13 protein-coding genes and 1 pseudogene are annotated in these 19,966 nt (G+C 44.1%); 6 read left to right on the top strand and 8 right to left on the bottom strand.

What is annotated here, in order from left to right:
* From DWZ47_RS30940 to DWZ47_RS11015, 5 genes and pseudogenes are all read left to right on the top strand, one after another.
* A pseudogene (locus DWZ47_RS30940) lies at positions 1 to 762 on the top strand (mobilization protein); the annotation flags it as partial.
* 336 nt (positions 763 to 1,098) lie between these two features.
* The gene (locus DWZ47_RS11000) at positions 1,099 to 1,836 is read left to right on the top strand and encodes a DUF1266 domain-containing protein (RefSeq protein ID WP_014774581.1); all 738 of its coding nucleotides are present in this window, start codon (positions 1,099 to 1,101) and stop codon (positions 1,834 to 1,836) included.
* Positions 1,837 to 1,882: 46 nt separating this feature from the next.
* Positions 1,883 to 2,341, top strand: a complete 459-nt coding sequence (locus tag DWZ47_RS11005) for a hypothetical protein (RefSeq protein ID WP_008765525.1) — start codon at positions 1,883 to 1,885, stop codon at positions 2,339 to 2,341.
* A gap of 105 nt (positions 2,342 to 2,446) precedes the next feature.
* Positions 2,447 to 3,187 (top strand): toxin-antitoxin system YwqK family antitoxin, encoded by a 741-nt coding sequence (locus tag DWZ47_RS11010; protein WP_008144979.1) that lies wholly within the window; start codon positions 2,447 to 2,449, stop codon positions 3,185 to 3,187.
* 6 nt (positions 3,188 to 3,193) lie between these two features.
* Positions 3,194 to 3,775 carry a DUF4948 family protein gene (locus DWZ47_RS11015; protein ID WP_014774583.1) on the top strand — a complete coding sequence of 194 codons (582 nt, stop codon included), beginning with the start codon at positions 3,194 to 3,196 and terminating at the stop codon, positions 3,773 to 3,775.
* Between the two features lie 621 nt (positions 3,776 to 4,396).
* Here the strand turns inward: DWZ47_RS11015 and DWZ47_RS11025 are convergent.
* Positions 4,397 to 5,845 carry a S41 family peptidase gene (locus tag DWZ47_RS11025; protein ID WP_117513155.1) on the bottom strand — a complete coding sequence of 483 codons (1,449 nt, stop codon included), beginning with the start codon at positions 5,843 to 5,845 and terminating at the stop codon, positions 4,397 to 4,399.
* A gap of 180 nt (positions 5,846 to 6,025) precedes the next feature.
* Between DWZ47_RS11025 and mnmA the strand changes: the two genes are divergently transcribed.
* Complete coding sequence (gene mnmA / locus DWZ47_RS11030; protein ID WP_117513157.1) at positions 6,026 to 7,093, top strand: tRNA 2-thiouridine(34) synthase MnmA; 1,068 nt, start codon at positions 6,026 to 6,028, stop codon at positions 7,091 to 7,093.
* 42 nt (positions 7,094 to 7,135) lie between these two features.
* Here mnmA and DWZ47_RS11035 read toward each other — a convergent pair whose 3' ends face one another.
* The 7 genes from DWZ47_RS11035 to DWZ47_RS11065 all read right to left on the bottom strand — a co-directional run bounded on the left by DWZ47_RS11035 (position 7,136) and on the right by DWZ47_RS11065 (position 19,878).
* Entirely contained in the window at positions 7,136 to 7,795 is a 660-nt protein-coding gene (locus DWZ47_RS11035; protein ID WP_052587863.1) for a response regulator transcription factor, read from the bottom strand.
* 89 nt (positions 7,796 to 7,884) lie between these two features.
* Positions 7,885 to 8,475 (bottom strand): DUF4251 domain-containing protein, encoded by a 591-nt coding sequence (locus DWZ47_RS11040; RefSeq protein WP_004305931.1) that lies wholly within the window; start codon positions 8,473 to 8,475, stop codon positions 7,885 to 7,887.
* 67 nt (positions 8,476 to 8,542) lie between these two features.
* The gene (nhaC, locus tag DWZ47_RS11045; RefSeq protein ID WP_117513158.1) at positions 8,543 to 9,970 is read right to left on the bottom strand and encodes a Na+/H+ antiporter NhaC; all 1,428 of its coding nucleotides are present in this window, start codon (positions 9,968 to 9,970) and stop codon (positions 8,543 to 8,545) included.
* A gap of 156 nt (positions 9,971 to 10,126) precedes the next feature.
* A complete protein-coding gene (locus DWZ47_RS11050) occupies positions 10,127 to 10,561 on the bottom strand; it encodes a hypothetical protein (RefSeq protein WP_004305936.1) in 435 nt (144 codons plus the stop codon).
* 46 nt (positions 10,562 to 10,607) lie between these two features.
* A complete protein-coding gene (locus DWZ47_RS11055) occupies positions 10,608 to 11,783 on the bottom strand; it encodes an MFS transporter (protein WP_004305938.1) in 1,176 nt (391 codons plus the stop codon).
* A gap of 26 nt (positions 11,784 to 11,809) precedes the next feature.
* On the bottom strand, positions 11,810 to 14,233 hold the full coding sequence (pbpC, locus tag DWZ47_RS11060) for a penicillin-binding protein 1C (protein ID WP_117513160.1): 2,424 nt from the start codon (positions 14,231 to 14,233) through the stop codon (positions 11,810 to 11,812).
* 14 nt (positions 14,234 to 14,247) lie between these two features.
* Positions 14,248 to 19,878 carry an alpha-2-macroglobulin family protein gene (locus DWZ47_RS11065; RefSeq protein ID WP_117513162.1) on the bottom strand — a complete coding sequence of 1,877 codons (5,631 nt, stop codon included), beginning with the start codon at positions 19,876 to 19,878 and terminating at the stop codon, positions 14,248 to 14,250.
* Positions 19,879 to 19,966: the final 88 nt, after the last annotated feature.

Consider the following 19,966-nt stretch of genomic DNA (forward strand, 5'->3'; position numbering starts at 1 on the left):
CGCCACAAGTCCACGCAGCAGTATTATCGGGATATACAGAAACTCGCCGACAATCTCAAAGCGGAAGTGGTGGACTTGCAGCAGCAGAAAGAAATGGCACGGGAGGAACTAAGACGGGCGAAAAAAGAAATACAGACCGAGAAGCTGAAAGGGGCGGCAACCACCGCAGCCACCAACATCGCCGAGAGTGTCGGTTCTCTTTTCGGCAGCAACAAGGTCAAGACATTGGAAAAAGAGAACACCGCCCTGCATAGGGAGGTAGCCGACCACGAGGAAACCATCGAAGCCCTGCAAGACAGAATACAGACCATGCAGGCAGACCACAGCAGGGAGATACGGGAAATGCAGCAAAAGCACGGCAGGGAGATAGCAGACAAGGACACAAGGCACAAGCAGGAAATATCGTTTCTGAAAACGGTAATCGCAAGGGCGGCGGCATGGTTTCCCTATTTCCGTGAAATGCTCCGTATCGAAAACCTCTGCCGCCTTGTCGGGTTCGATGAAAGGCAGACCGCAACGCTCGTCAAGGGAAAGCCGTTGGAGTATGCGGGGGAACTCTACTCGGAGGAACACGGACGGAAATTCACGACCGAAAGGGCAGGGGTTCAAGTCGTGAAAGACCCCACGGACGGGACTAAATTGGTTCTTGCCATCAACCGAAAGCCCATTGCCGAGTGGTTCAAGGAACAGTTCGAGAAGTTAAGGCAGAACATACGGCAACCTATACAGCAGCAAAGGAAAAGCAGGGGTATGAAACTGTAAAGCTCCAATTTTATACAGCGAGCAAATAAATCTATTGCAACATAAGTGATTATCACAACTTTTCACTACCTTTGTGGTTGGATTAGGGAAACTCCGTCCAAGACATATTAGAAAAGAAAGAAGCGTTATGCTTATCTTGTTGTTGAAAACGTAGGAAATTTTCAAAATGAGCAAGGATGGCATAGTGGTTCTCACGCTATAGCGTGGGCTGCTATTACTACATCTGCTCATTAGGTTTTTCCTACGACCTTCAACAAAGACGTGGCATTGCAGTTCCACGCTTCGTGGTTTAATAATAAAAAGGTCTTAAGGAGCTGGAAAGACAAACATAGTACTATGGACATGACATCTCTTTGGGGAAGACTTGCAAAATTGCAGAGTTTCTTTCAGGATGGTTTGAATGTGGATGAAAATTCACATTTGCCAGAAGCGGATTTACGCAAGATAAGTCTTGGCAATCTGTATGTATATCAACAACAAGGTGTATTGAACACATTCGAAACTGGCGTAACTCCCTCTGTTCGTAAAGTTATTTTAGGTGAATACTTTGGTATAACGGATAGGGATAGTGCCATCGAAACTTTGAATTGGTTGTCGCAAGCTCCCTCGCAAACAATGTTTCACTATGCTTATACGGCTTTTCTTCAAGGAGGGGGTAATATAAGCAGGAAGTGGCTTAATGAAAATGAAGAATTGAAAGAACACACCGATTTCCGAAATGACTGTTTGGAAAAGTTGGAAACGATGGAGGAAAAATATCCGGACATTGAACAAGCTGGAATTGTCGCATCCAAAGAAGAAATGGGCAAACTCGGAGTACTTGCGTGGGATGCAGGAAGATTAAACTTTATCAGCAGACTTTGCCTTGAGCAAGAGTACATTGTAAAAGAAGAATGTATGCAGTGTATCAATGCCGCTTACGAGATGACCAAAGAAGTTTATACCAATTGGAAAGACTATGCTTATAGTTATGTTCTTGGTCGTACTTTGTCGATGGGAACTACCAACATGATTGGATTGGCAGAAGATTTACTGACAGATACCAAAAGCCCTTGGACTTATATAAAATGGTGATATTTTATTAAAAAACATTTATTAACTCTACATTTTTTTTTGAATTATGAAAACGTTTAATTATGCTCCAGCCTCTCCTATCAAGGATAACATTACAATGTTGGCTGTATCAGTCGGTATGGTTGTCGTGCCGCTCGTTTATCCATTCGGTATAAGAATAGGCAGTACCCGAATACTTGGCCCTACGAGTACTGCCATTGTTTTTATAATCGGAGGACTCGTTCTCTTGGTAATAACATTGAACAAGGTTCGTCTTGCCCGTGCTTTGGCGGCGAACGGAGGAAAAATCGTTGTCGATGCAGATAGTGTAACCTATCCTATAATAAAGAAAGGGGAGAAAACCGACAAAATATTTAAAATATCGGATATAAAACATCTTAAATATGACGATGAAGAAGGAGAATTGGAAATCTTCTTGACGGATGATACACAAATAACATTGCATGCAGGATTCTTTGAATCTTTCGAGCGATACGAGGAATTTTTCGCTTTGTTGAAGAAGTGAAGAGGCTAACAAGTTCGATTTATGCGGATAATGGTGTGTGGCTCAATCGCTTTTCGTGGTGATTGAGCCACGTGTTAGCCGCAACCTTGAAAAACAAAAAATACAATGAATAGAATATTGGCACTATACATCTTTTTACTATTGTGTGGCACGGTTTCCGCACAACAAATCGTAGAATGGAGCGATTTGCAGACTATAACAGATAACTCACGGCGCACGGTCTATTATAAAAAAGGCAGAAAACAGCCGTTACGGGGAAAATATCGCATTATACGAGGACTTGACGAGGAGTGTGTTAAATTTTCCGATGGCATGATAAACGGTGATTATCGCCGCTATCGTGATGGGGTGCTGCGTGAATCGGGTATATATGCCAAAGGCAAGCGTAACAGCACATTCACGGAGTATTACCAAGACGGCGTTACTCCCCGAAAGGAAACACCCATGCAGCAAGGCAAGATAGACGGAACTGTAAAGACCTATTTTCGTAACGGCAAAATAGAAGCCGAAAAGGAATATAAGCAGAGTGTGGAGAGCGGGCGGGAACGCCGCTTTGACAGCAAGACAGGAGAGCAGATTTTTGAATCTCATTATATCGACGGGAAAAAAGATGGCGAGGAGTGGGAAATCTTCGAGGATGCGAGCACGCTTCGCAGCAGGATAATACGCCACTACCGTAACGGAAAACTTGACGGCTCTTATCGTGTGGAATCGACACGGGACGGCAAACCCTATATAACTATCGAGGGACAATACACTGACGGCGAGAAATCGGGGCAATGGATAGAACATAACTATGATAACAATACCCAAACCTGCACATGGCATGGTGAAGGTGGGGCTTAAACAGAGATGAAGATAGTTATCATAATACTACTTTTAACGCTTGCATCGGTCGTAAGCTGCGAGCCACCCATGCCGCCGACGGACGAGGAAATGATACGCCACTTCGCCACGCACGAGGCGGCATTCGACAAGATACGCAAAATCATGGCGGAGAGTTCGGAGGGAAGCTTTCACTATCCGCCGCTCTCTCCCTGCGATATTCTCATCCTTGATTCGGCAGAACAAATATCCTACCAACCGAACCAAGTGCAGGACACGCCGGTACACGGGTTATCAAGATCTGACCGAATACAACTCGACTCCTTGTTGTCAGAGATTGGATGCGGTCTTGTCCTTGTTGACCGCAGGGAGCAGGAAACGGCAGATTCGGTATATGTGAGCTTATTTATGCTGTACTACTCCCACGGCATCGTGGATGCGGGAACATCCAAGAGTTTCGTTTACGATCTCGAATTGAGAAGCCGCCGTGACATCCGTATCACCGAACACGGCGACCTGAACGAAATTTACCGCAGGACATACAATGACACTACGCTATACAAGCCCGTCAAGGAAGGCTGGTATATAGAGTTAGACCATTCACGATAATTTTCTTTTTTCGCAAGTCGATTTTATAAAATTGTCACCGAAAGTTCGTACTTTCGGAAAAAGATGTTATATTTGCAAATGAAAGAGTTATTTGACAGCATAGCAATGTAAAACGCTGAAATTCGCACAGTTGCTAAATCGTTACCTCTATTTCTCAAATAATTCGCTAAAAGTTTATTTCTCAATCGGTTAAGTCAAACCGAGAAAAATCTAAAATAGATTGAGGTTAAACTACGATAGAAGGAGGGAGCGGAAGCTTTCTCCTTTTTTGTTGTATGCTGCGGTGACGGAGAATCTCACCCCGGCTTGTAGCGGTTGTAAGCCCGGGTCTAAAGACTCTTTAGCTGCTGGGGGACGGTAAATCAGGTGTTTTATCAGGGTAAATCATACGCTCTGTTAAGTGTAAACCGATGCTTTGTTAGATGTAAACCGACGCTTTGTTTAGTAGAATCAGACGGTCTGTTTTGAAAAGGTGGAATAATGGGATTCTTTTGTTAATGATGCGTAAATCTGCTATTGACAAGAAGTGTGGTGAAAAACGAAAAGAAGTGCTCCCCAAAAGTTTCTTATATAACTTTTGGGGAGCACTTCTTTTCATTCTATTTGGTTCTTGCTTTGCTTCTATTTAATCTTTAGACCGCCACCACCGACAAACCGCCTACTTGCGGGACTAATAACACTTTTCTCAATCTTGAATTGTGCTTTTGTAGTTGTATCTTCTTCTTTTTCCGGGGGATAAGTGCCTTCTATAACACCGATGGCTACTTTTAATAATCTTTCATTTGGATCACCGAATGGCAGAAACTCACTGTAATTAGTAACTCCATCAATGGTCGTTTCACTGATTTTAAGATCTGTTGCAGGTGAGATAGCTCCTCCGGCATCGTGATTGGAATCATAAACAGTACATACTACCGGGTTGACTGACCACAGAAATTCTTCATTAATGAATTGTTCTGTTGCTACGTTTTGTCCTTTTGTGACACCACCGATGGTTACGACAGGATAGCTGTCTTTCAGGAAGAGACTTCTGATTAACATTTCCGGTGCTCCAGCTGTTGTACTGCTTGTGATAGCAAACAGACCGGGCAGGTCTAAATTAACACCGCTCTTTAATATTTCACTATCAAAGTTGATGGTGGCATCCTTGTCCCTGTTTTTATTATTATACTCCAGATAGGCCATCGGCTTATTTAATCGTACTTCTGAAGTCAAAATTGTACCTAATAGCTGAATGCAATCCAATGAACCACCGGCGTTATAACGTAAGTCAAGTATAACATATTTTACGCCTGCTGTCTTGAATTCTTGTGAAATTTGTCGCAGTTCGTTATTGTACTTGTCCGGATCACTGTTGGTGCCGGCTGTGAAACTACTGTACATGAGATACCCTACTTTGATATCTCTATTATTTTCTTTTACTGTAAGTATTTTGGTCTTATGTATCGGATTATCTTCAACGGATCGTGCCGCAGGTAGTTTTAATGTTATGCCATTAGGTACTACTTTGTATACAAATTCTTCTTCTACTTCTTCTTCCCCCTCTGCCGGCTCAACAGGAACTTCTTTCCATACTCCCATCACTAAATCTCGGGCTTTGGTCCCTTGCAGTAATTGAGTCTCGTATTTTTTGCTGATGTAAGAAGTATCGACTTTCATAATCCAGTCACCGCGCACCAATCCGGCCGCTTCTGCCGGTGAACCGGGAATGACGTAAGTAATTAACGCATTATAAGCTGTATCAATATCCGCACTTCGAACTAGTGAATAATCAAATCCATAGGTAGGTAGGGGAGTTTCCATCACAGAATCTACAAACGAGTAACTGTCGCTTTTCGATTTCACTTTAGACAAGAACGAGGCAGGTTCCAAAAACAGATTCACATCATCGTAGGAAGGTAGATCTTGATACCACAGATAGTTCTGTTGCATGATGTCGTACATCCATGTATCCAGTGCAGTTTGATGGGCATACTCCGGCCAGCGGTCGACGCCACAGGAGAAGAAACCACTGATAGATACGAGGATCAGGGCAGGTATGAGGATTATCTTTCTTAATTTCGTCATCATAAAAAGCTTTTTACTGTGCAAATGTAGGAAATACTTTGCTTATCTACCACATTTATGGTATAAAAATGCCTTCAATATGTGATTGGCTGTTAGAGATTCTTGCCTTATCTTTGTAGCATAGAAATTTTTAATAGGTATTAGCTTACATATAGAACGTTATTAATAGACGAATCATTATTCATGGATATAGCTGCATTATTATCGGGAGGTGTCGACAGTTCGGTTGTTGTACATCTCCTTTGTGAGCAAGGATATAAGCCCACTCTTTTTTATATTAAGATAGGCATGGACGGAGCGGAATATATGGACTGTTCGGCAGAGGAAGATATTGAATTATCTACTGCTACGGCACGTAAGTACGGTCTGTCTTTGGAGGTGGTGGATTTGCATCAGGAGTATTGGGAGAATGTGGCATCCTATGCCATTGATAAAATCCGGCAGGGACTGACGCCTAATCCGGATGTGATGTGTAATAAGCTTATCAAATTCGGCTGCTTTGAACAGCGAGTCGGGAAAGACTTCGACTTTACGGCAACCGGTCATTATGCCACCACCTTGCAACGCAACGGTAAAACTTGGTTGGGTACAGCGAAAGACCCTGTGAAAGACCAGACAGACTTTCTTGCACAGATTGATTATCTGCAAGTTTCCAAACTCATGTTTCCCATTGGAGGTTTGATGAAACAGGAAGTACGTGAGATTGCCAATAAAGCCGGATTGCCGAGTGCCAGAAGGAAAGATAGTCAGGGTATCTGTTTTCTCGGAAAGATAAACTACAATGATTTTGTCCGTCGCTTTTTAGGAGAAAAGGAAGGGGTGATTATTGAATTGGAAACCGGAAAGAAATTGGGTACACATCGCGGCTATTGGTTTCACACAATCGGCCAGCGTAAAGGGCTCGGATTGAGTGGTGGTCCCTGGTTTGTAGTCAAGAAGGATATTGAGGAAAATACCATCTATGTATCTCGTGGCTACGGTGTGGAAACACAGTACGGCAATGAATTCCGGATGCATGATTTCCATTTCATTACTGATAATCCCTGGAAAGGGCAGGAGAAGGAGATAGACATCACTTTCAAGATTCGCCACACTCCCGACTTTACCAAAGGAAAACTGATACAGGAAGGGGAGAAGCAATTCTATATTTTGTCCTCTGAAAAGCTACAAGGCATTGCTCCGGGACAGTTTGGGGTGATTTATGATGAAGAGGCGAAAGTTTGCGTGGGAAGCGGTGAGATCATCTGCTAACTTGTTTCCTTAGGGTGGTAGAGATCGGTGAATAGCAATATATCAGATGTAATATTCCGCTAAATCCACAATTCCTGCCCTCATCGCATATTTAGTAGCCTCGTGCACATTATTCACCCCCAATTTGCGAAAGATATTCTTACGATGGCTGTTGATCGTATGGAAACTAAGATTTTTCTCTGCAGCAATCTCTTTCGTCGTTTTCCCTAATGCAATTTCTTTTAGGATATTCTTTTCTGTCTGCGTCAGCAAATGGTCGTCCATGCTTGACATTGCCAGCGGAGAAGAAGCTCCCGAAAGCAGCAGATTGCTGACATGGTTGCATATATACCGTTGTTTGCGGGTGGCGCATTGAATGGCAGTCATGATTTCTTCTTTTGAGTTATCTTTCATCACTACTCCGAAAGCCATGCTGCTGAATAATACCTGACGGAGAAAGTTCAGGCTTAGTTCGTCAGAGAAAAGAATCCAGTCGGCTTCCTTGAATCTTTCCTGCAAGACAATCAACTCATCCGCCCCGGCAAAATTGAACAATGTATAATCCAATACAATCACCGCTTGCGGATGCAATCGTAACTGCTGAATCAGTTCAGCCTTACTATCAGCTTCTAAAAGGAGGGATACTTCCTTCTGTTTACTTAGCAGAAACATCATTCCCGCCTTACTGATATCCTGATTGTCTGCGATGATAAATTCTCTCATAAGCAATGATGAATAAAAAAAACTCCGCTACAAATGTACGCATTTTGCGCAATTTGTAGCGGAGTTATGATAAGATTCTTGTATCCGGATTACCAGGAACGTCCCTTGAAGATATTTGACTGGTCAAGCGGAACGATATTTCCGTTCAATGTCAGGTTATTGTTGCTGAAGTTCGGGCTGATACTAACCGAAGCTGTATTGTTTCCGCTGCTCATATTAATAAATACTTGAGCGGAGATGCCGATACCCTGAACACTGAATGAACAGTTCACATTTCCTTTTTTGTCGATATTCATCTTCATATCCGAAGAATTACCATCTACTGTAACACCACCGATTCCGTTAGGACCTGGGTAAGGAGTGTTGAAAGCAGTCTGTACGGTAGCTCTGTTGCCGTTCATCAGGACGAAGTTGGTATTTGAAGTAACAAAAGCACTCATACCGTTGCGGAAGACAACCTGATTAGCTTCCAATACAAATTGCTTGTTTTTCAAAGCCTGTACAGCTTGTTGATAGGCTGCCATGTCCTGCACCTCTTCTTCGGCACGGAGTTTCGCTCTCTCTGCATCTCTTTGAGCTTTTCTTTCTGCGCGGCGTGCTGCTGCGTTACTTTCTTGTGCATACATCATTGTGCTTGCACTCACTAATACTAATGCTACTAATGCAATAAACTTTTTCATAACTTTTTTTTGTTTAGGTTTAATATGTTGTTCGTTTATTGCAAAAACAAAGTGTATGCCAGATTGTTCACGAACGTCGTGTAATTTTATATCCGATGGCTGCCACGGTGATACTCATTAAAGGACTGATAATGTTGAAAAAACAATAAGGGAGATACACAAGTGTGGGTACACTCAAGATAGTGGCTTGAGTCATTCCACAGCTGTTCCACGGGATCAATACGGATGTAACGGTTACTGCATCTTCCGTGGTACGGCTTAGTAAGCAACTTTCATATCCTTTCTTGGCATAAATATCGCGAAACATATTTCCCGTCAGAATAATACTGATATATTGGTCGGCAGTGGTCAGATTAAGAAATAGACCGGAACAAACCGTCGCACTGACCACGCTGACTGTTTTCTTCATAAAGCGCACAAAGATGGAAGTGATACTTCCCACCATACCGCTTGCTGTCATTGCTCCGCCGAAACACATGGCACATAGTATCAGCCAAATCGTATTCATCATTCCTGACATGCCGCGTGTGGCAATTAAATCTGTCAGAACGGCATTATCCGTGTGCAAATTTGTCTCTCCGTAGATAGTCATCATCAGTCCTTTAAACAGTGAATCGAATCCGGAAGCGGCAATTCCTGAAATTTCTTCCAACAAATCCGGCTGAAAGATCAAAGCAAAAACAGCAGCCAGCAGGGTAGACAGGAACAGCGTAACGATAGACGGCACTTTCTTCGCTATCAATATCCCGGTTGCTACGGGAACTATCAGCAGCCACGGAGTGATATGAAACTTTTCATTCAGAGCTGTTGCCACTTCTGCGATGTGTTGTGTATTGTTGGCATCATGAGAGAATCCTGCTACGGTGAAAATAATTAGTGTAATGACAAGAGATGGAACCGTAGTAATCATCATGTAACGGATGTGACGGAACAAGGGAGTGTCTGTGATAGAAGAGGCCAGGATGGTGGTTTCGGATAAAGGAGATATTTTATCTCCGAAGTATGCTCCTGAAATAATGGCTCCGGCAATCCAGCCGTCTTCAAAACCTTGCGCCTTTCCGATACCCATCAGGGCGATACCGATGGTAGCAATGGTAGTCCACGAACTTCCGGTCATAACGGAAATCAATGCGCAGATGATGCAGGTAGATGCCAGGAAGAAACTGGGATGGATAATTTGCATCCCGTAGTAGATTAGCGTAGGCACTACTCCACTAATCATCCAGATCCCGCTCAACGCACCGATTATCAATAGAATAATAATGGCTGTTGCCACTCCGGCAATATTGTTGGTTATGGCAAGCTCGTAATCTTTCCAGGGAATTTTATAAAACACCATACCGATAAGGATACAAATAGCTGTAGTGGTGAGTAGTGACACTTGGCTTCCGCCGCTTAGGGCATCACTGCCAAATGTGCGGATAGTGGCAAACAATAATAACACCAGTACAATGATCGGCATCAATGATACAAAGGGAGAGGGGGCTTTCTTCATGTTGATTCTTATAACCTTTTATTTGTTTTTCGGCTACTGTTTTGTTTATAGCCGCGCAAAGATACAACAAAAAAGAATGAAATCTTTTGCTTCAAAACGTCAGGCAATAAAAATTATTATAAGTTTGTATTTGATTGGAATATGTATAAGACCGGCTTAATTAGCGAAAGTCTTACGCCTTATCCACCAGTAACGGATGAAAAGTACCCCTGTCAGGATGAGGGCAATGGATAATCCGGTATAGAAAACAGAAATGAACGTTTCGGGCAGAAGATGGAAGCTACGTATAGTAATTCCCAGAGAAATCATGAAGATCATTGTAATCCAGCTTTTCACATCGAAAAAGGAGAACGGGCAATTTTTGTGTTCTTTCTTTTGTTCGATTCGTTGGGTATGTTTATAATAAAGTCTTCTGAACACCAGAACGAAGAATAACAAGAAAACGACGGTGGCTTCTCCTATTTTGAACATCCAATCTTGGGAGGTGTTTAACCAGGTTACAATTCCTATTCGCAGAATATTCGCACCGGCTATAATCCAGACGGTGCCGGCTGTGATAAGTAAGATTTGTCTGTTAACTCCGTATTTCATTGGCTTTTTTATTGTAATAAACGGTTTGACCGTCCGTTTTGTTGACTCACTTCTTGTAGAAAGTCGTAATTAATAAAGAAATTCCGGTTAAAACGACTCCGGTACCGATAACTCCGTGCCAACCATACAGTTGCCAAAAGCTGCCCGCCAGAAATGTTCCCATTGAACCGCCAATAAAGTAAGTAGTCATGAAAACTGTATTGATACGGTTCGAAGCGCGCGGGTCTAGTTCGAAGATACTTGTTTGGTTGCTAAGTTGGATGCATTGCATCCCTATGTCAATGATGATGATTCCGGCAATGATACCAATAAAAGTGTTTTCACCGATGAAGAACAGTAACCAGGCAAAGAGAATCAATCCGCAACCGATAAAGTTAAAGCGGCGTACACCTACTTGCTTTACATATCTTCCTACGAAAGAAGCAGTCAATGCTCCGGCCACTCCGCAAAGTCCCAGCATACCGATTACGTCGCTGTTGGCGAAGAACGGGGCTTGTCCCATTTTAAAAGCCAGACAGGACCACATGGCGAGGAGGGAACCGAAATTCAGTGCCGCCCGGATCGAATAAATGCGCAGTTGCGGGTATTCTTTCACTAAGGCTAACAGAGATTTCATCAGGCCGCTATACTTTCCCTGAAAGTTGGTCTGAATGTCAGGAAGGACTTTTAATACAACGATTGCGCAGATAAACATCATGCCTGCAGCGATGTGATACATTTCCCGCCAGCCAATCAGTTCACCGATAAATCCGCTGACGACACGTGAAGCCAGAATGCCGGTCAATAGTCCTGATAAGACAATCCCTACATTTCTGCCTTTATTTTCCGGACGGGAGAACTGGGCGGCTATCGGAATGAATATTTGTGGAATCATCGAACAAACTCCCGTGAGGAATGAAGCGATAAGTATCAAATGAAAATTGTGCGTCAGGGCGATAGTCAATAGGGAGAATATCAGAACGGTGAAGTTGACCAGGATGATTTTCTTACGCTGATATAAATCTCCCAGAGGGGTGATAAACAACAATCCTGCCGCATAGCCTATTTGCGTGACCATGGCAATCAGGTTAGTTCTGAACTCTGATATGCCAAGTTCATGGCGTATCATATTTAATAGGGGTTGAATATAATAGATGTTGGCTACCGAGACACCGGCCACAATAGCAAGTGTCCAGAGGATAGATGCCGGTAGTCCCCCGTTTTCTTTTAATGGCTGTTTCATGCGGCAAAGATAATAAAATAAGATGTTTATTCGATGAAGAAAGTGGTGGAAACTGTGTTGCCTTCTCCGTCTACTGCCGTCAGGGAATGTTTGCCGGGAGCAGGTTGCAGGGAAATTTTGTGGAAATCCTGTGTCTGTGTCTGATAGGTGTCGTCGAGATGCCAGAAGATAGTGGCATTGGGATTGCTGTGTGCCAGTTCCACCGTGATAAAGCCTTTGCTGCCATCCAGTTGCTTGGGCAGCTTGATGTGGGCGTTCATCGGAGGATAGATGAACTGCATGGGTTGGAAAGAATCTTCTCCGCAGCCGGCTTTGAAAGGTGGCAGCGGTTTATATTCTGGATGGTGTTGTTTATAGTACCATTCCCATACGGGCGGCAGGGCAAACCATGATTTCTGAATGGTAGGTTCCGTATTTGCACAGTTTTCATAGATGCGGTGGCTTTCGTCGGCGGATAGTGTGACGAGATGATGGTAAGGACAAGCCTCCGTCCGTAATCCGACGGGAAGGATCAGTACAGTGTCGGTTTCTTCACAGAAACGTCCTTTCAGATGACCGGATTGACGGCATATTTCTGCATCAACGAAAATTCCTGTGGGACGTTCGAACCAGGGTGAAGATGGGAGATAATTGAATATATCGAATAATACGGGACCGGCTGTCTGTGCACCGACCAATCCGGGTTTTCCTTCTCCGGTTGCATTTCCTACCCATACGCCTACTGCATAACGGGGAGTCACGCCAACGGCCCAGGCGTCACGGAATCCGTAACTCGTTCCGGTCTTCCATGCGATAGTCTGCATCGAGGGGATTGATTTCCAGTCAATTTCTTCAGGGCGGTTGACTTCTGTTAAGGCGGAAAGGGTGAGCCAGGCCGCTCCTGCCGAAATGACTCCTTCTGAAATAACTCCTTCTGATATATCCTTTCTCGAAGTTGTTTTTCTTGAAATGATCTTTCCTGAAGTAACTTTTCTTGAACCATCTCTTTCCGAAACAGTCTTTTCTTCTGTTCCCAGTAGTATCTGCACTTCCTTTTCTTGGGGAAGGTCGTTGGAATGACTGTTGGAGAGGCTTCGTCCCATTTGTGCATAAGCATTCGTCACATCCCATAAAGTAGCTTCGGCACCTCCTAAAATGAGTGATAATCCATAATGGGAGGCTGATCGGTTGATAGTCTTGAACCCCATTTGTTGCAGCATGTGATGAAATTTGGGTACTCCATATCTTTGTAACATGGTGACAGCCGGGATATTCAATGAGCGGGCAAGAGCTTCGGAAGCGGGGACGGCTCCTTCAAACTGCAGGCTGAAGTTTTGTGGAGTAAAGCCATTGATATTAACGGGTACGTCCGGTAACAGCATTTGCGGTAATAGACTTCCCTCCTGTAGCATGGCACCATAGAGAAAGGGTTTTAAAATACTGCCTGTACTTCTGGGAGCTTGAATCACGTCTACTTGATTCCCCCCTTGCTTACGGTCGAAATGTACATTTCCGCAGTATGCTACCACTTGATTGGTGGGAATGTCTATAATTAGGATAGCCAGGTTACGGATATCACTTCGATTAAATTCATTGCTCCACCGTTCCGCCAAACTCTCTATATGGGTTTGTATTCCTTTATCGATGGTTGAGCGGGTATATAATCCGTTTCTTTCTTGATAAAAGCGGGTAACCAGGTGGGGGGCTATTTGAGGAAGAGGATGTGGTTCGTCGGGTAACGGTTCGCTGATAGCCAATTCATAGGTGGACGCATCAATAATCTCTTCTTCAAAAAGTTGTTTTAATAAACGGTTGCGTTTGGAAAGTAGTGTTTTTCGTCCTTTGGATAGATGAATCATGGCGGGGGCATTGGGTAGGACGGCCAGCATGGCTGATTCCGCCCATGATAAATCTTCGGCAGAATGACCGAAGTAGCGCCAGGCAGCAGCATCCAGTCCTACTACATTTCCTCCGAATGGTGCATGGGAGACATACATGGATAAGATTTCCTCTTTGGAAGTCCGGAACTCCAAACGGGTAGCCCAGATCATTTCGATGACTTTCTCTCCGATAGTTCTGGGTTTGTTTCGGGCGAGACGAATGGTCTGCATAGTAAGGGTACTGCCTCCGCTTACAACACGTTTATTCTTTAAATTCTGATAGAGTGCCCTTCCGGTAGATAGCGGATTAACTCCCCAATGGTGGTAAAAGTGTTTATCTTCAAAGGTAATAAGGCATTGTTTGATTTTCTCGGGTGTTGTCTTTCGGGGAGGAAACCGCCATTGACCATCCGAAGCGATACGTGCTCCCAGTAATTCTTCGTTTCGATCAGTCACAACGGTGGAGTAGGGTACATGAAACAGTTGCCGGGGAAGGCAAAAGATGTATCCTATCATCAAAAGAGCAATGCTTATTGTCATTACTTTCTTAGTAACAGATAATCGTTTGAAGAATTTATATATAGGATTCATTTAAATGTTAAGAGCTATTGACTGACAGTTGTTCTTCCCGCTTTGCTGCGTGCCTGTACGTTTACATCATACATTGCTTCACATTGAACGGCAGGAAGAATAAAGTTACCTGCATAAGTCGCTTGCAGTCTGACAGTGAATACTTTTGTTTCACCACGACGCAAATTGAAATAAGTTAATACCCTGTCATCGCGTATATCCAGATAATTATATTTGCTGACGGATTTACCGGAACCGTCGGCTGCTCCGCTTTCCGTTTCGGGGGCAACCATTCTTTCGTTGTATATTTCCCAACCGGACGGTATGATATGCGTCAGTGCCAGATTGGTGTAATCGGAAGTTCCGCTAATATTGGATATGGAAGTGATAGCCATAAAGTCAGTTCCCTGTATAATATCATTGACAGAGATTGGTGTACCGTTCAGGTTGGCATATCTTATATCCATGCGAAGATTGTCGCTGATGGCCGGTAATGTATCGTTCAACAACTGTGTGCGTGTGATAAGGTCTACGCTAAGCGCTCCTTTTCCTTGATTCTTCACAGCAATCATACCGGATTTGGGAGTGGTGGCGATTTCCTTTTCAAACACAGCTTTAGCCGATTTCACGGCAGGTTGTTGTTTGTCGTTCCATGTCCATACGAAATCCAGTGTGCCTGATAGCTTTTCAGCCAGACGTCCCATTGCCATAAGAGCAAAAGCGGTGGATTGTGTACTGAACCACTCCTCTTGTGACAGATTCTTTGAAACGACTTTTGCCTGCTGCAAAGCATCCCGTTCCCGGTTCATCAGGATCAGTGTTTCCAGAATCATAGCTTCATCACGGTCGGAGGAACCGTAAATCTGATTCATGGAAGAGTAGGGGCTTACTGTTGTTTCCGCATTATACACCAGTTCTTCAGCCGGTTTCATCTTTCCGGTCAGTGCATAGGTTGCTGCCAGTCTCCATTTAGCCTGAATGGATAATCCTGCCTGTTCTTTCATCCGGTTCATGGCCCCATATTCCGGTGCTCCTGCCAATGCAAGCGTATATAAACGGAAAGCCTGTTGCAATTCCGACTGCCATTGTTGCCAGCCGCTTGCATCCTGCGGCATCCGCCAGTTCTGTGCGGCAGCACGTTGAAAACGCTTCCACTTGTTCAGTACATTCGAATGAACGGCGTATCCTTTTTCTTGTGCCAGTGTCAGGAACATTCCTGCATAAGAACTGATCCATTCGTCGGCAACAGCATTTCCCGGCCAATATACAAATCCGCCATTGGGGAGTTGACGACCATAAATCTGCCGGATAGCTTCCTGTACATTTGTCTTTATCTTTTCGGCTTCTATCTTATCTATTGTTTTGAATTGGCCGACAAACAGAAGAGGCAAAGCCTTGGAAGTCAACTGTTCCGTACAATGATGCTGATAGTTGTATAAGAAGTCGAACCGGCGGCTGATATCAACCGAAGGTATGCGTGATACTTCCAGCTTTATCTGGTTATTTGCAGAAGAACTGCTTAGATTGTATGAAAGTTCTTTGCTTTGTCCGGCTTCTACCCATTGACTGTTGCGCAGGGTTACTACCGGATTCGGGTTGCGTACTTCTATTTCAATGGTTTCTTTAGTTTGTTGTCCGCCACCATTGGCTGTCAGATGGATGGTAGCCTTTCCTGTTTTACTACCTGTTTTTAAGGTAAAGAACACGAGCTGGTCACTCGGTTGGCTAAATTTGAGCGACTGTTGATTGGCCCCTACAATCTGTACTCCTCCACCGGACGCCTGAAGTGATACGGTTACATTCTTCACTTGATTTTCCATCGCAAAGATATTTACCGGAACGGTGATTTCTTCCTGAATACTAAGCACACGGGGCAAGGTGGACAACATCATTAACGGAGTCCGTACGAAAGCCGTTTTTTCCGCATTGCCGTACGCTCCCTCTTGTCCGGCAACTACCATGGCACGTACCGAACCTACATACATCGGAAGTTTCAGCGTATGTGTCTGGCTCTTACCTTTTCCCAGATAGAAAGGACCTATAAACTTGACTACTGGTTTGAAGCGGTTTGCTTTTGCATCGGCAGGCTTCAATGTCGCGTCTCCACCTGTACTGAAAAGTGAACTGTAACTTCCGGCGGAAGCTCCCAATACATTATCATACATATCCCATGTCCGGATGCCGAGTGCTTCGCGTGAATAGAAATCATTCCATGGATCCGGGGTCTTGAAATTGGTAAGATCCAGCAAACCGTCGTCTACAATAGCTAATGTATAAGTCATCGGTTTTCCGGTTTTTTCGCTGACGGTCACATTGAAGTTGGTTTCCGGGCGTAACACTTCCGGCATCTGTATCTGCGGTTGCAACACCGTCTGACTGTTAGTCACGAATACCGGAACAACGCCGTACATACGGATAGGCAGGTCATTGACTGTTTGCGCGTGAGGCTGTAACAGACTGATATGCAGATATACATTCGGAGTCATCTCCGGTGTAATCTTGAATGTATATTTCGTATCTCCTCCGTTGGAAACCTCTATCCATTCTTGTCGTAATACGGTAGAACCGTTTTCTATGGATACCAGTGCACGTCCTCCCGCTGCTGCAGGAATGATTGCTGTGGCTGTTTCTCCTATTTCATAAGAATCTTTGTTCAGCGAGAAAGCAAGCATTTTGATACCGCTAGGATCAGTCTTGCTCGAACGTCCCCGCCATTCCGGCCAGTCAACATAAACTGTACCTCCGGTGGCATGTCCACTCTCTTTATCTTTCACGTAAACCAGGTAGCGTCCCCATGACGGATAATCGATACGGAATTTGAAAGATGCTTTTCCGCCTCTTGTCTGTAAATTGCCGCTGGCAACAGGAGTGATGGAACTATTGTTGATATACGTTCCGAAAGATTCACCGCTGTTTTCCCACCACCAACTCCAGCCGATGCGGTATATTTTGTATTCCAGATTAGAACTGTTCACTAACTGTCCCTGCGTGTTTACAGTTACAATATCGAATACATGATCTTTGTCAGTTTCAATATATTTGCCTTTTGGCTGGTTCAGATTGATACCGACATAAGAGGTGAATGGTGAGAATGGAATTGTTTGAGTGTAGATGCTGGCATCTCCTCCCGGTTCGAACACGCGGGTGGTGAAGGTGGCGTTCAGCATACCCGGTGCTTCCGTTGCGGTCGGAACTTTCAGCGTGACGCTTGCTTTTCCTTCTGCATCCAGTGTGCCATCAAATATATCGGTTTTGATAGTCGTGAAATCCGTAGCCGGATTGTTAAAGATATATTGTCCGTAATTCTTGAACTGTGTATTCACTTTCGATAAAGACATTTCTACTTTGGCTTTCAGTTTGGAGGCAGTTGCTCCTGTCAGCCAGGTTGAAGTGAGTGGGGCATAGAAATCCTTGTCCGTGGCTTGAAGAACCTTCGGCAATGCCAGATTTATTTTCAAGCGGTTGGGCTTTATGGTTTCGATACGCAGACCTTTGTGGAAGGTGGTTCCTCCCACCTTAATATACGCATTCCAAAGTCCGGTCGGGTCTGTTGTCTGTGTCGGAACGTCGAATGTATAGAATCCGTTCATTCCTTGTGTTGAAATCATTTTCGTGTAGAACTGTCCTCTCGGATTGTAAATCTCCAGTGCTACGGGGTGCTTGTCGGGGATTCTCTTTTCGCGGTCTTCCAATATAAAGGAAATGTGCAGCGTGTCTCCCGGGCGCCATACTCCTCTTTCGCCATATATAAATCCTTTCAGTCCCTTTTGAATATCTTTTCCTCCCACGTCGAATCTGCTGACGGACTGTTCTTCACCGTCCACAACGCGGACGTACGCTTTTTGCTTGTCCGATTCTGCCACGATAATGAAAGGCACACCGTTCGGAGTGATTTCAACGAATCCTTCTCCATTGGTTTCTCCTTTCCCTATGGGTTGTAACTGGAAATTATACGCTGTTACCTGTGCTTTCCCTATCGGTTTTGTATCCAAAATATTACTAACGGCAATCCACAGTTTATTCAGTGAGTTCCGTTTTACAATCATTCCCAGGTTGGAAGCAAAAACGTTGCAGGCAGCTGCCCGGTCTGAATCCATATAATAAGACGGATGGCAGGGGTTGTCGCGTTCCGTCCATCGGTACACACTCCAGTCCATTGTTCCGCCATTGTAATAATAGTAGGCTTCGGGGGTATTCCAGATTGCTTCATCTTCTTCGGACAAAACACTTCCACTTACTTTGGTCAGCCCGTCGGAGGTGCTGCTGTCGGCGAATTTCATATCCTGATTCTCGCCTCCTCCACAAGGATAAGCGGAGTATTCCTGACGAAATGAAAGTATGACACGATAGATGGCACCCGGTTCCTGGTGGATTAATCCGGCAAGGTCTATCGAGTAATCTCCCCAATGATGAATGTCTTTGGAAGCATCTTTGGCAAGCCATAACGTTTTCTTGTAAACCAGTCTTCCCGAACGGCGTAGCTCATTGGCCGAGGCCAATGAATTGGTTTGCATAAACATTAATACATTGTTCTCGAAAATGCGGATCACGCTCAAATCCACAGCGTATAGGTTGACAGCCCTGAAAGGAATAATCAGACTTTTCGAATCGGGCAGGATAGCGGCGGTAGTAGACATTTCCACTTGTGGCTTCAGACTTACTTCACTGAATGAGATCGTATGAGAAGTTCCCAACGCTTTACCTTGACTGTCTTTGACTCCTTCATGGATATTCAACGTCAGTTTGTTCTGTGTGTTTGCTTCGAAATAGATAAAAACTCTGTTCTCACTGATTTGGAAGATCGATGAGGAGATTTCCGGGATCTCAATCAGTCCTTTTAAATCTTGAGTAGTGGATAAGGGAGCGGAGAAAACAATCTCGATTCCATTTTCCGGTTGGTCGATGCGTTCGGCAGACATGAAACGGAAACAATCTTTCGCCGGTATCAGTACTTCTTCGCTTTGTTTACGGTCGATGCCGGCTGCGTTGCCGTTGGCTGTGATAGTCAAGGGGTAATCATCAGCTTCTCTGGGGATTTGTCTGATACTAAACAAATACCGGGTATGATTGTCGGTTGCGGTGACTTCCACCGGATAACTCTTTTTTCCGTCACTGGCAGTCAGCATCTTTTCTACCTCTTCCTTTTTCACTACGTCGCTGAAACGTATCTCTCCTTTAATATTTATTTCATTCGGTTGGGTAGCTGTAATCGGCAATGATTCCAGTTGCAGGGTGAAGTTACGTTCCTGTACACGGAATGAGAAGTTGAACTCTTTCAGCTTTTTGTCCACTTCGATGAAGTCTCCGAGTCGGAAAGTTCCTTCGTAAAGTGTTCCCGGTTTCAGCGCTCCTTCTTCGGGTACAAATTCAATGGTATTGTTGCTAACCCAATATGCTTTTCCTTTTAATGAAGGTGAGAAACTAAATGGGTTGTTTTTTAACTCATTGTTCATATCCACCATGGGTTGGTCGTGGGTCAGTTCTATACGTATGGTCGAATTTTGTGAGATGACTCCTCCCGTATACGCATTTACATACGGTGCATAATCGGCAGAAGGAATGATGTCTTTTTGAGTGCGTGTGCATGAATATAGGCCCACAGTCATCATGATAAGTAAGAATAGTCCGGTAGCACTGATGCTACGTGTAGTCTTTGTTTGTCCCATAGTGAGAAGTTTTTTATAGTTCAACAAACAAATATACAGTTTTTATGCTAAATCCTTTGTTATTCTGATTATTTTTGCAAGTTCTTAA

The sequence above is a fragment of the Bacteroides sp. AF32-8BH genome, assembly GCF_003435205.1.
GTDB lineage: Bacteria > Bacteroidota > Bacteroidia > Bacteroidales > Bacteroidaceae > Bacteroides > Bacteroides ovatus.